This window comes from Nostoc sp. 'Peltigera membranacea cyanobiont' 210A (assembly GCF_002246015.1).
GTDB lineage: Bacteria > Cyanobacteriota > Cyanobacteriia > Cyanobacteriales > Nostocaceae > Nostoc.
This window is the reverse complement of sequence record NZ_NOLJ01000010.1, coordinates 92,440-106,290: the sequence shown is the minus strand read 5'-3', so window position 1 is coordinate 106,290 and position 13,851 is coordinate 92,440. Positions and strand designations below refer to the sequence as shown.

General features: G+C 38.3%; 9 protein-coding genes. 5 read left to right on the top strand and 4 right to left on the bottom strand.

Features of this window, described 5'->3' with window-relative positions:
- Positions 1–305: 305 nt before the first annotated feature.
- Both CDG76_RS28250 and CDG76_RS28245 read left to right on the top strand, forming a co-directional pair.
- Entirely contained in the window at positions 306–989 is a 684-nt protein-coding gene (locus tag CDG76_RS28250) for a class I SAM-dependent methyltransferase family protein (RefSeq protein ID WP_094352178.1), read from the top strand.
- A 1,003-nt stretch (positions 990–1,992) separates the two neighbouring features.
- Positions 1,993–3,144, top strand: a complete 1,152-nt coding sequence (locus tag CDG76_RS28245; RefSeq protein WP_094352177.1) for a histidine decarboxylase — start codon at positions 1,993–1,995, stop codon at positions 3,142–3,144.
- A gap of 74 nt (positions 3,145–3,218) precedes the next feature.
- Here CDG76_RS28245 and CDG76_RS28240 read toward each other — a convergent pair whose 3' ends face one another.
- Both CDG76_RS28240 and CDG76_RS28235 read right to left on the bottom strand, forming a co-directional pair.
- On the bottom strand, positions 3,219–6,602 hold the full coding sequence (locus CDG76_RS28240; RefSeq protein ID WP_094352176.1) for an amino acid permease: 3,384 nt from the start codon (positions 6,600–6,602) through the stop codon (positions 3,219–3,221).
- A gap of 425 nt (positions 6,603–7,027) precedes the next feature.
- A complete protein-coding gene (locus CDG76_RS28235; RefSeq protein WP_094352175.1) occupies positions 7,028–7,912 on the bottom strand; it encodes a ParA family protein in 885 nt (294 codons plus the stop codon).
- 519 nt (positions 7,913–8,431) lie between these two features.
- Here CDG76_RS28235 and CDG76_RS28230 point away from each other — a divergent pair.
- From CDG76_RS28230 to CDG76_RS28220, 3 genes are all read left to right on the top strand, one after another.
- A complete protein-coding gene (locus CDG76_RS28230) occupies positions 8,432–8,842 on the top strand; it encodes a 2TM domain-containing protein (protein WP_094352174.1) in 411 nt (136 codons plus the stop codon).
- Positions 8,843–9,182: 340 nt separating this feature from the next.
- The gene (locus tag CDG76_RS28225; protein WP_094352173.1) at positions 9,183–9,506 is read left to right on the top strand and encodes a phasin family protein; all 324 of its coding nucleotides are present in this window, start codon (positions 9,183–9,185) and stop codon (positions 9,504–9,506) included.
- A 78-nt stretch (positions 9,507–9,584) separates the two neighbouring features.
- Positions 9,585–10,106: an FKBP-type peptidyl-prolyl cis-trans isomerase gene (locus tag CDG76_RS28220; protein WP_190241005.1), complete on the top strand. Its 522-nt coding sequence runs from the start codon at positions 9,585–9,587 to the stop codon at positions 10,104–10,106.
- A gap of 184 nt (positions 10,107–10,290) precedes the next feature.
- On the opposite strand, the gene CDG76_RS28215 is transcribed toward CDG76_RS28220, so the two are convergent.
- Positions 10,291–10,809 (bottom strand): alpha-ketoglutarate-dependent dioxygenase AlkB, encoded by a 519-nt coding sequence (locus CDG76_RS28215; RefSeq protein ID WP_094352172.1) that lies wholly within the window; start codon positions 10,807–10,809, stop codon positions 10,291–10,293.
- A gap of 24 nt (positions 10,810–10,833) precedes the next feature.
- Positions 10,834–13,731 carry a replicative DNA helicase gene (dnaB, locus tag CDG76_RS28210; protein WP_094352171.1) on the bottom strand — a complete coding sequence of 966 codons (2,898 nt, stop codon included), beginning with the start codon at positions 13,729–13,731 and terminating at the stop codon, positions 10,834–10,836.
- Between the last annotated feature and the right edge of the window lie 120 nt (positions 13,732–13,851).

Genomic DNA, 13,851 nt, shown 5'->3' with positions numbered 1-13,851 from the left:
TTAAGTATTTCAGGAAAAAAACCGAGAACTAGACAAGGCAGCAAGAATTCTCGTACCTTTATTGGTCAGAAACCTCGCACTTACTCGAATAAAAGTAGTGAGATGAACGCCTGAACAAAAAGCATTTCTCAGTTATTGGAGTTTAGACTAAAAGCGATACAAGACTTGATCTTGGAAGAGTTATGTGATACTGTTTTTTGGCTGATTCAAATACGGTAACTGCGTCAAGTTACCGTATTTTTATATTAAGAGTGAATAATGCACTCTGCAAGAAGATAGTTTAAATTAAACGGAAATTGCCCCTTATGCCAAAAGACTGGTTTGAATGGCACGATCTCTACAATAGTGAACCAAAATTGCAGCAGCGACTGCAAATTGTTCGGGAATATATTTCTCATAGCTTGGATGCATCTTTACCGGGAATCATTCGTGTAGTCAGTGTTTGCGCGGGTGATGGGAGGGATTTATTGGGAACGCTATCAAAGCACTCCCGTGCAAAAGATGTGTACGCACGACTCGTTGAACTAGACCCGAAGTTAGTTGAACGTGGAAAACTAGCTATAGAATCAGCTGGTTTGGCAAAGCAAATTGAGTTTGTTAATGGCGATGCAACAAATTCCTCCAACTATGCAGGAGCAGTGCCAGCAGACATTGTGATTGTGTGTGGTATATTTGGCAATCTCGCTGACGAAGTTGAACTGAATCGCTTACTTCGGAACCTAAGTTTATTAAGTAAAAAAGGTTCCTCGATCATTTGGACTCGTGGAGACACTAAGGGTATTCACCATTCTGATACTGTCCGCAAACTTTTGCGTGAAGCTGAATTTGAAGAAGTTAGTTTTAAACTCACTCCTACAGGAGATATGGCAGTAGGACTTCATCGTTATCTCGGTGAAGGTTCAGCTTTACCAGAGAATCAACAGTTATTCGTGTTTTCCGGCACCCCAAATAGAGCAGCACAGCCAGTTTTTCAAACCTCTGGAGAATGAATCAGACTCTTTTCTAGAAGAATTTACTGACAGCAGTTTTCAGCTATTTAATCAAGAAAATTGATAAATAGTGCGATCGATGACGCTTGTAGAGACGCGATTTATCGCGTCTTACGATATCCTCACTAGTAGAGAAGCTTTAATTTATTTTGATTGTAATTACGCTAAGAAAAATTTAGCAGAATGTTCTCAATGATAATTTGGAACCCCCCTCAATATAATTCATAATTATTAATTCATAGTTCGTAATTAAAGAAATTAATTAACCTGAGTTCGGGATAAGGAAAAGGACAGGTAGTAAGCTGAAAATAACAATAAATTCAGTAACCTGTCCTATGTTTAGTTTAGATGCTTTGTTTAGTCCCGTTAATTTTTGCGTTAACGTTCTTTGTGGATTAATCGCTTATTGTCATCAACCTAAGAAACCTAGCCTTCAACTGGAGTGGCTTTTACCTACTTATCTTTAACCCGAACTCAGGTTAAGTAGTTGAGTATTTTTTTATTTAGAAGTCCCTTACAGCAGTTTTGTTTTATATGAAGTACAAAGCTACAGGTTTTTAGGCAGGAACAAGGAAGTAGAAACTTTTTATCTTTGATGGGCGAATCCTGCATTTTGTACTTTAATTTCTGGAAATGTCTTTTTAGCTTGATGAAGTCCGCATAAGCGGACTTCGCTTGTATAGCCTAGTCATTCCCAGAAATTACGCAACTGGCACAAAGTTAAATATGTGATTAAATCAGGTTGCAGTCAACGACTGAAAAGATATTTTACGTAATACGCATTATGGTTATCTCGTATTATGCAGAAGTTCTAAGTATAATATACTTTTGTAGAAAATATTTGGGTATTATTACTGAATATTTATCAGTATTTTCACTGTATTATCTTCAGTTAAAGAGCCAAAACGATAGATTATTAAGAAAATCTAAAGGTATGGATTAATACGTAGAATGTAGTTTAAAACATCCATTAACTCAATTAAAATTTAAGAGATACAAAGATATGTCAAATAAAGTCGCTAAGGAATTGGCTGATTTTCTGCTGCAAATAGAACAGCGATCGCAGCTTCACGCAGGCTATCCATATAATTTAAGTTGTGATTACAGTGCGATCGGCAAATTTTTCAATCTTCTGTTAAATAATGCTGGAGATCCATATATTGAACCAGATTTTGGTCTCCATTCTCGTAAGTTTGAGCAAGAAGTATTATCTTTTTTTGCCCAACTCTATAAAATTCCAGAAAATGAGTTTTGGGGTTATGTTACTGCTGGCGGAACTGAAGGTAATTTATATGGAATATTCTTAGCAAGAGAAATCTATCCCGATGGCATTCTTTACTCATCACAAGACTCTCATTACTCCATACCAAAAGCAGCAAAACTATTCCGCATTCAACATAATGTTGTTAACTCACAAATTAATGGAGAGATGAATTATGAACATTTTGAACAACTCATTAGCGAAAATCGAAATTATCCTGCGATCGTCAATTTGAATATTGGGACTACTGTCAAAGGTGCAATTGATAACTTAGACAAAGTTCTCGAAATCTTAGAACGCAATCAGATTAAAGATTACTACATTCATTGTGATGCCGCCCTTTCAGGATTAATATTACCCTTTTTAGATGGCGCTCCACAAGTTAACTTTCAAAAACCCATAGATAGTATAGCTATTTCTGCTAAATTCATTGGTTCTCCCTTACCTTGCGGTGTAGTTTTAACCAAGAAAAAATGGGTAGAAAAAGTTGAAACAGAAATTGAATATATTGGTTCATCAGATACAACAATCCTGGGTTCTAGAAACGGTCATACCCCTCTGATTCTCTGGTATGCAATACAAACAAGAGGTTATGATGGATTAGCAAAAGAAGCAAAGACCTGTATAGCTAATGCCCAATATCTTTTCCAACAACTTAAAATCAGAGAATATCCATGTATGCTCAATAAATTTTCTAATACCGTAGTGTTTCAAAAACCTTCTCAAAGATTAATTAAAAAGTGGCAGTTAGCGATTTATGAAAACTGGGTACACATTGTAGTCATGCAAAATATCGATCGGCACAAAATTGATACTTTTGTTAACGAACTTTTGTTAGAAGAAGGGTTACTTGATAACGTAGAGAATTTCCAGCTACAATCAGCGCTACACTAAAAATAGATTGTCAAGTGAAATTTATTGCCCAGTTTGACAAAGTGTTTCTCTAAACAGAATTTGCTCCCAAGATTTTATCTTTTTAAAAAGTTTTTTCCGCACAAATTAGCAGCAAGTAGTATTTCTACTTCTGCCTGTTCCATAGGTGGTAAGAAAAAATACCCTTGCCCATAATCACATTGTAAAGCCTTCAATTGTGCTAATTGGTCTACAGTTTCTATGCCTTCTGCTGTTACAGACATATTTAAATTATGGGCTAATGTCACAATCGCTCGAATAATTTCTAAGTTTTCTCCTCGACTACCTATACTGGTGACAAAAGAGCGGTCAATCTTAATGGTTTTGATTGGTAGGCGATGTAGATAACTTAAGGATGAATAGCCAGTTCCAAAATCATCCATGTGCATTTCAACATTCAGCGCTGTTAACTGTGAAAGCACAGTGGTAGCTAATTCAAAATTATCCATCAACAAGCTTTCAGTAATCTCCAATTTCAAACAGCATGGCTCCAGTCCAGTTTGCTGCAAAATATGTTTAACCTGTTTAAACACATCAGGTTGTGTGATTTGTTTACCAGAAAAATTTACGCTAATCGTCAAAGGTTGTGAGGTAGGAAATTGTTTATGCCATTTGTGCATTTGGTGACAGGCTTCATAAAGCACCCATTGCCCGATACTAACAATCATTCCAGTTTCCTCAGCCAGGGGAATAAAATCTTGAGGGGAAATAAGTCCTCGTTCTGGGTGATACCAACGTATCAGTGCCTCAAATCCAATAATTTTGCCAGTTGTTAGTGAAACAATTGGCTGGTAATCAAGGCGAAATTCTTCTTGCTTGAGCAGCGCATTTCGCAGAGCAGTTTCTAATTCTAAGAGTAAAGCTGCACCCTCGTGCATCTTTGGATCAAAAACCTCATAACGTGCCTTACCAAGTGATTTAGCACAATACATTGCCACATCAGCATCGCGTAGAATCTGCGCTGCTTGCTCATAATCTGCTCTACTTAAAGCAATGCCAATACTAACATTAGTAAACACCCGATGTTCATTTAATTGAAATGGCAAAGCTAGCACCTTTTTAATTCGCTCGGCCACCTGTATTGCAGTGTTAATATCTTCAATTTCGTCAATTAAGATTGTGAACTCATCTCCGCCAAAACGAGCAACTATGTCTCCGCCTCGCAGAACTGACTTGAGCCGATGAGAAATTGCAATCAAAAGTTGATTTCCTAGTAGATGTCCAAGGCTGTCATTAACAACTTTAAAGCGGTCTAGGTCTAAGAAGAGTACAGCAAATAAATAATTATTTTGCTGTTTACCCTGTTCTATTGCCTGCTGCACCCGCTCCATAAATAATCGTTGATTAGGTAATCCAGTTAGCCCATCATGAAGACTATTGTGCAGTAATTGTTCTTGTGCTTCTTGACGTTTAACAATGTCTTGTTGAAGTTGTTGATTAACTCTAATCAGTTCAATAGTGCGTTCTAGCACCAGCTGCTCAAGCTGATAACGATACTGGCCTAATTCTTCCTCTGCTAGCTTTCGTTTAGTGATATCACGAACAATCACAATATACTCCCGTAGCAGAGAATTAAATGGCTGTGAAATCGTCGATTCAACAATTCGCAAACCTTGGTTAATTTTCAAGCTTTGCTCACTCCTAGTAGACCATTGCTCCGGTTTACCGCGATAGCATATTAGAAGCTGATTCAACTTTTGCCCAAGTAACTGCTGAATACTTGTTTGAAATAATTCTTCAGCAGCAGCATTTGTCTGAGAAATTGTTCCGTCTTCATCTAATACTAAAACAGTATCAGGAACGGTATCGAGAGTAGTGATAAATAGGTTTCTTGCTTGTTTGCGTGCTTCATCAATAGCAATGATTTGTGGTAAGGTTGTCCAACAAGCGATCGCAACCCCTGTAAAAGAAAGCGTCACTAATAAAATCGCTAGAAAAGAATGTTGAGGATTACTAGAAAGTCTATCTAAAAAATCGCGAATAACCCAACTGATTGTGGCAGTAATACAAATCAATGATACTAAAACAATCACTTGTAATACTACAAAATCTGGATTATTTCTACTAGACTTAGTATCGTAACGCTGTGTCCACCAATTTGGGTGTAATGGCGCAAATCTTAACCGCCTTAGAACTAAATCTCCAATTGTCAAAATAATGGGTAATAATAATCCCACTAAGAAATCTCTCCAGTTCCAAGCTAAACCTCCCACTATTAGAACTACCGCTTCGACCAAGAAAAAACCAAGTGACCACCAAGGCCATAACACGTATGGTTTGCCACGACACATCCATAATCCCAGATGTAGACCCATAATAGACATGAGATAACAAGTGCCTGCTACTGTGACAAGTTGAGATATATTTCCTAAATTTAGACAAAGCAAACTGAGGAGAAAGGTAACTAAAATAGCAGGGCCAAGGACACCTTGACGGGAAACTAATGCAAATATAGGAGCAAGCTGTCTGTCTAAAGCAAGCTGATATAATATCCGAGGAGAGTTAGAAACTGCTGTTGCAGAACTAAGAAGGCAAGAGATAGTAATCAGAAGTGTTACTAGAAAGGGGGCAAATTCACCCCAAAAAGGTTTAGAAGCCGCTACCAGATTTAAGAACACATCGTCAGGTATTATTGAATTTGGAGCAGAACACATTAATACCCAAGAACCACCTAGAAATACCGGAGGAATTAACCAAGCAGCTACGGTTAAAAACTTTAACGTTTTATATGGGTGGCGACTATCAGCAACAAAAGAAGAAGTGGTTTCACAAGCGTAAATTGAATAGCTAGCTAGAAAAAACCACTTTGTCCATTCTTCAAAGCTTAGGCTATGTGTGCTAGTTGCGGGAAATTGAAAACTAGGAGATGAAAAGGCTAACCATAATACACCTTGAACACAAAACAATAACAGTAATAAAATCGCTGGGAATACAAAAAATAAATGTAGAAGCGCCAAAGCACGGGTGCCACTGAACGCTAAAATAAATGGAATCGCTGTAAATAAGATTTTTAAGAAAGTTTCTGGACAAGAAATACCTAATGTTTCAAAATTGACTTTAATTAGGTTGGTGAGAATAATTGCATACAGTGCTGGTGCTGCTGCCCAGCTAAAAAAGTATCCTAATGCTACGTAACGACCTAAGCCAGGGAAGTTCTTTAATAGCCTTGTGGTATAGTTTGGTGTTCCTCCAGCAACATCTGACCAATGCCTACCTAGACTTTTTACCTGCAAGTTAAGCAAGAAGGAAATAATCGTGCCAAAAAACCAAACTAAGATAGCTTTCGGCCCTAACGCTGCATGAATGATGGGGGCAGTACCAATCCATCCAACATGACCAGTTAATCCAAAGCCCCAGGTTTCGAGATAACTTAGAGTCCGTGGTAGGCGCATTAGCAAGTGCTGATTGTTGTCCGCCCGTGCAAAATCGTTACTAACCATTGTTTCTTAGTGAGATTTACTGACCTTTTCACTCAATAGCTGAATCTCACCGATTATAGCTTCCGTATAACTGCTGAACTTTAGAAAAGGATAACTCATTTGTCACTCAATTGTGAATTTTAGATTTTAGATTTTAGATTTACTCCATACCTAAAGTATTTTTCTTCAATAAAGAATTTTAGCTTTGGGATTTGAGATTTCTTCCACGTAGCTTGTTTCTCGCGGAGTAAATAGAAATTCTCTTTCTTCAGACCTTTGTGAAAATCGAAAGGTTCAGATTTTCGGACTAATTTAATAGACAGATTCAGAAATTAATTATTTATTGCCTGAAACCCTTGTAAAGACGTAGCATTGCTGCGTCTTTACATTCATATTTCTAATTTAATAAATCAGAAATCATTTTATTCATCAATGATTCAGTAGGGTTATAACTTTTGCAACAACTCCTGAGTTAATTGCAAGAAAGCTTTTGAACCTGCTGATTGAGGAGCATTTAAAACAGCTGGCATAAAACTATCAACAGCTTTAGCAACATTGACATCAACCGGTATTTGTACCTTACAAATTTTATCGACACCAAAATCTTCGACAACGCGGTGCATTACTTGTTTATAGTATCTACCAGTGAGCAGGTTAGCGCTGGACATACTAAATACAATTCCCAGCATTTTTATATTTATCTTGGTTTCATGTCCGTGACTATCTTTTAATTGGGCAATCCGTCTTTCTAGCAGTTGAATACCCACTACAGATAATGGTTCGGGTTTAGCAGGAAGTATGTAGAAATCGCTGGCGGCTAAAGCACTACGAGTCAATAGATTATAGCCAGGGGCGCAATCGAGAAGGATAAAATCATATTCTTGACGTACTGGTTTTAAGATGTTATTAATTAAGACCCTTTCAAAGCGATTCCAAATCGTTTCAAAGTCCTGTTCGCCTAAAGCAGTTGCTTGCTGATGCAGCATTTCTGAAACAACAAATTCATCATATAAATCGATATCTCCTGGTAATAAATCTAGTCCAGGAAGATTACAAACCTGGGATTGAACAATATCTTGAATTGTGAATTTTGCTTGTGGATCTGGATTGATAACTTCGTCTATCAGATACCTAAATGTCTTACTTTGTTTACGAAGCTTGGCAAAATCTAAAGGCGACATCAAACTGAGTGTGGCGCTAATTTGGCTGTCTAAATCAAGAACCAGCACCCGCTTGCCATAATTTTTAGCTAAACAGGTAGCTAAGTTGACCGTGAGGGTGGTTTTACCTACACCACCTTTCATATTGGCAGTAGCAATTACATATCCCATTGATTAAGTCCTCTATTGACGCATTCCCATCTACTAGTCTGTCAAGAAATAATTGAGGGGTGTGGATTGTTTGTAGTTAGTGCTAAAGCACAAACTCCGAACCGATCAAATCAAACTTGACAGACTACTAGGTAGCGTACACCCCTGCTGATATCTTAAATCTTCCATTAAATTTAATATTTTTGGAAATTCAAAATATTGATTTCAGCGATGTTGACTCGATTGAGGCAGCAAAATGTAGTTGGGTTTTTACCTGGAATTGTTCTACCAGAATCCTTTGCTCCATAATGACAATGTTTGGCTTAATGCCGTAAAGCGATCGCTCTTATCAAAGCAATTATAGAGGTATTGACAAATACAGTAGCCCTAAATCAATTGTGAGAAAATAATAGTGTTGTGAATATCACTAAGTATTGGGTGCAAAATGTGGATGCATTTGCTAATTGAATTGAACGAAGCGGATTGATAATTTCGTGAAATCAAAGGCGCATTTACACACAAACTTATAAGGTAATTAAAATGACTTACGATTCAGAAGATGTAGAACAAATCTTGCAAAAAGCACTCACTCGTAAAGACAAAGGTGAATTTTCACGAGAACAGCTTTTAGAAATGGCATCTGAGTTAGGTATTTCTTCTAACATTTTGGAAGCGACTGAACAAAAGTGGTTGGCTCAACAAGAAGAGGAACGTTTACGACACAGATTTAATACTTTCCGACGCAGAGCCTTTTGGACACACTTTGTTTCTTTCCTAGCAGTGAATTTATTCCTCATTCTCTTAAATTTAATCACTAGTCCTAGTTATTTTTGGGCTATTTTTCCAGTATTAGGATGGGGGTTAGGATTATTTTTTCATTGGTGGAGTGTTTATCAGAGTAAATCAGAGGATTACGAAATCGCTTTTCAGAAATGGCGTACACAAATTTAATTTCTCCTTTAACGATCAATCTTAGACATTCAGCGATCGCTGTTGTCTAAATTTGTGCCTCCTTCTAGATAAAATCTTCCCATAAACTACTCACATTCACCGCCAGGGGTGAGTGTGAGCTTTGTAATTTATAGGGAATTGCCTATAACATCGCAAATTAGGTAAATTTGGGCAACCTTAAACTTGAAGAGTTGTATAATCACGACCTTCGATCCTTATCCTTGTGCTTGCCAATTTGCCAAAATAGAGCTGTAGGCTAGAATAACTACGCTTTAAGAAGCTTGATTGCCTAAACTCAGGAGCAAGGGTCGGCTGGTTAATAAGATAAAAGGAAGGGAGTATGGACAATAACAACTGGTTGCAACAGCTAATGATGGTGGGTCTTGGTACAACGTCTATAGTCGCAGAAAAACTGCGGCAAGTCAGCGATGATTTAGTCAAAGACGGTAAGCTTAATCCTGAGCAAGCCAAGGCGGTAATAGATGATATTGCCCAACAGTTAAAGTCGGAACAGGGAAACTTCGATGTGCAAATGCAACGGCAAATGCGAAATATGATGCAGGATTTGGGGGTGGCTCGCCAGTCAGAAGTGGACGAGTTGAGGGGTAGAATTGACCGTTTAGAGCGGCAATTGCGCGATTTAGAAAATAAGCTTTGGCGTTAGAATGTCCTTTGTGATTTAAACTAAATGTGTCCTGTTGGTAATCTTTTTGCCAGGATACCTAAGTAAGGAGAACTGATTTTGAAACCAATTTTCCTCAGCGTGGCCTTCATGCTGGTGTGTGTTGTGCTTTTGATTGTAGGACAAGTAAGCAGTAAACAGAATACTGCCATTGCTGCCGAGTTAACCCAAACGCCGCCAGTATCCACAACTGTAACTGAAAACAATATCTTAATTGCGAGTAATACTATGTCTGATGCTAATGCCGTAACCACTCCCTCTGGATTAAAGTATGTGGAGTTAAAAGAGGGGACTGGGGCGACTCCTAAATCTGGACAAACGGTTGAAGTTCACTATGTCGGCACTCTAGAAGATGGTACTAAGTTTGATAGTTCACGCGATCGCGGTCAACCCTTCAGCTTTAAAATCGGTGCTGGACAGGTAATCAAAGGTTGGGATGAAGGACTTAGCACCATGAAAGTAGGGGGTCTTCGTCAGTTAATCATCCCATCTGAATTAGGCTATGGCGCTCGTGGTGCTGGTGGCGTAATTCCACCCAATGCAACTCTAGTTTTTGAAGTAGAATTGCTGGGAGTAAAATAGCGACTAGGGACGGGGGATTGGGTACTGGGGACAAGGGAGAATTATTAAAATAAGTTTTTATTCTCTCTGTTCTCAATGCCCAGTGCCCTATCAAATAAATTAAGTATTTTAGAGTACGGATAGGGCAGAAGTACAGCTAGAAAACATGAGAAAAGTATCTGTAACTTTGATCGGATTGCCGCGACTATACCAACAATCTAAAGGTCAAACTGATGCGTCCGAATGTTTCTGGTTGCTTAAGAATTCCATGCTTCCAGTATTGCTGTGTCTTCTGAGGCATAAAAAGTAGAGAACCACTTTTGAGTAAGTAACTATGTTCAATGCTTTTGTCTTGTTTATTCTGAAATGTAATTATTCTTTCAGCCCCTAACGAAATAATAGAGATACCAGTATCGTCCATTAGTTCATCAATTGAGTCGGAGTGAAATCCCATTGTTGAGTTACCATTTGTGTAGTAATTGACTAAACAATTGTTTGGTCGAAACCCAAAGTTTTCTTCAAGCCTATCAATAATAGGAAGTAACTCATTCAGCATCGGGCATGAGTCGTAAGAAATGTTTGAGTAGTTATATGGTGAACCAAAGCTAGCTGTTTTTCGTGCCAGTATACGCTCATCCCAGTTAATTATGGATATAAGACTATCAAATAGAGAATGACTATTTAGCAAAAATAGATCATTAATGAGTAAATCAGGCTGATTCATTGCTCAAATAATTACTTAGTCTGGCTAAATTTTTAAATTTTGAAACTTTGTAAATTGTGGATTAAACAAAAGTTTCGCAGTACCTGTAGGGCCGTTGCGGTGTTTAGCTATAATTACTTCTGCGATGCCGCGATCGGGAGTGTCAGGAGAGTAATATTCATCGCGGTACAACATTATTACTAAATCCGCGTCCTGTTCAATCGAGCCACTTTCGCGTAAATCAGATAACATCGGGCGTTTGTTAGTACGCGCTTCCACCCCTCGACTCAACTGAGATAATGCAATAACTGGAACAGATAATTCCCGCGCTAAACCTTTGAGTTGACGCGTAATTTTTGATAATTCTTGTACGCGATTATCACCTGCTCCTTCCATCAATTGCAAGTAATCTATTACAATTAATCCTAATTCAGTTCCAATTTCAGCTTGCAGTCTTCTTGACTGACTACGCATTTGTGTAACTGTAATATTCGGCGTATCGTCAATATAAATTGGCATCTCGGATAGGATACCAATAGCACGGCTTAAAGGTTCCCACTGTGTTTGACTGAGGCGACCAGTTCGCAAATAACTACTTTCAATTTGCGCTTCACTAGCTAATAAACGTTGCGTCAGTTGCTCTTTAGACATTTCCAAGCTGAAAAAAGCAACTGGTAATTTATAAGAAGCGGCGATATTATGAGCAAGGTTTAAGCAAAAGGCTGTATTGTGTACACAAATATCATTAGCAACAAAATTGTGTGTTTCTGGAATTGTTAAGTCATAAACTTGTTTGTTCCCCACTAACTCAATCGCAACTATTTCATCCCAATAAATATCACTAGTTGCTAACTGTTGAAGTGGTAAATTATCTAAAGCTGTAGCTAGTATCCAAAGTCTTTCCCGCTTGAAAGCACGTTTACCAACATGCATATTTGTTGGCCCTTGAATACCAGCCCGTCTAGCTAAACTACTCCAAGTTTCATTGCCTTTTGCTACTGCTATTTGTTCCCAAATCTCTACAGGTATCAAGTCACGATTAGTTTGATATCTTTTTTGAGATATTGCATCTGCAACTTTTGCTATTGCTTCTTCTTTACTAAAGATACCTATTTCTGTGATAAAAGTTTTGATAGATAAGGCATCAGTAATATCTAATTGCCACGCTGGTCTGCGGGTATTTTTATACTTAACAGACCTTTTTTTGAGTGATGCAATAATGCCAAATCTTAATAAAAGATGTTGAATTTGTCTTGCTAGTTTATCGCTGACTGTTGCATAGCCTAACTGTGATTGACCGCTAGTAAGTAGTGCAGCCCATCCATCAGTAGCAAAGAGACGATTGAGGAATAAGGCTATTTGCGATCGCTCTAATTTAAAAACGATGTTTGGGATAGTTTTAGAATGAGCATCTTTGCCCCACAAACCTAATTCTTCTAACCAAAGTGTTAGCGAATTCTTCCGAGATTTGCTCATACAAGCAAATCCATGAGATACAAACTCTTCTAAATCTAATTGTAAAATTTCGCACAATAGCTCAAAAGTTTCTAAAGTTGATACACACTCTCCTTGCTTCCAAGCGCAATGTAAAGTAGGGCTGACTCCAACTAATTGGCTGATTTCTTTTCCTGTCAATGACTGCGATTGAATCGCTAGTTTAAAACTTTCAGCAAAAATCTGTCTTTGAATTGCAATAAATTCCAAGTCTCCACGTACACAAAGTGATGGTGTACGTGTTCCTTGAGAATCATGAGTGCGAATTTTTAAACCAACAAAATCAGCAACTGCTTGAGAAAATTCTGCTTGCAATAACGGATTACTATTTGTAAATCGTGAAGTGCAGTTTGTTAAACCACCATCGCCAATTAAGTATGCTAATAACTTTACTTCGCACTCACGGATAGTTTTTGTACCAAATACATTTATTTTTCGCGGAACAGCAATCTTATCGCCAACTGTCAGATTTTCTAATTTTTCCCAGCCTTTAATAGTCAAATATGGGTGAGTGATTGTAGTTTCAATAGACCTACCTAAGCGAGTTGTTACTCGAAAAACTGGTTTGATACCATCATCTACAAATGCACAGGGTTGAGTAAAGGTAAATTTCCAGTCGTTGTTTAGCGTCAATAATGAGCCACTTGTGTTGAGCATCTCGGCTTCGCTCGATGGAACCGGAGTCGAAACATGACGTTGTTTATATAATTCTTCAATTGTGGTAATTGTTCCATCTGCCAAAACTATTTCTGAATCATGGCTGAGGCATTTTCCCATCGATGGTCTACCAGCAACAATAATCAAATCAGAACGCTGAAAGCCGCTGGTCATGGCATCTAAATCGTAAAATCCGCAGGGAATTCCAGGTAAGGCGATGCCTTGATTTCTATCTTCAATATCCTGAAAATTATTAATTAGAGTATCAGAAATGTGAACTAAACCCGATTGGGGACGTTCTTGAGTAACGCCGAATACTTTCTGTTCTGCCTGATCTAAAACCTGTGGTAACTCGGTTTCTGTCTCGTAACCAAGATGTACAATTTCATTCCCAGCTTTAATTAAGCGCCGCCGCAGGTATTTGTCCATGACTAAGCCTGCTAAGGCATCGATGTTCACGGCTGACACTGTGCGGTCTACCAGAGTTGCTAATTTATTTCTCCCACCAATGCGGGCTAGCATTTCATTATCAGTCAGCCAACTTGTTACTGAGAGCAAGTCTGTGGCTTTACCTTGGGTGTGGAGCCTCACAGCGGCTTGATAAATATCTTTGTGAGCGCTAATGTAAAAAGCTTCAGGAAGAAGGCGATCGCTAACTCGACTAATCGCTTCTGGATCTAGCAAAATACCCCCCAAAATCGCTTCTTCCGCCTCAATATTTTGTGGTGGGAGGCGTAGTTTACCGCCGTAGGCATCGCTACCATCGCCTTGAAAACTCAATTCTTCAGCCATAAACGATTTTAGTTTTGAGATTTTGCTAGAGACGCGATTAATCGCGTCCGTGTAGGATTAGAGACGCGATTAATCGCGTCTGTACAAGAGTTAGGAGTTATTCACTTTTACTTACCTTGC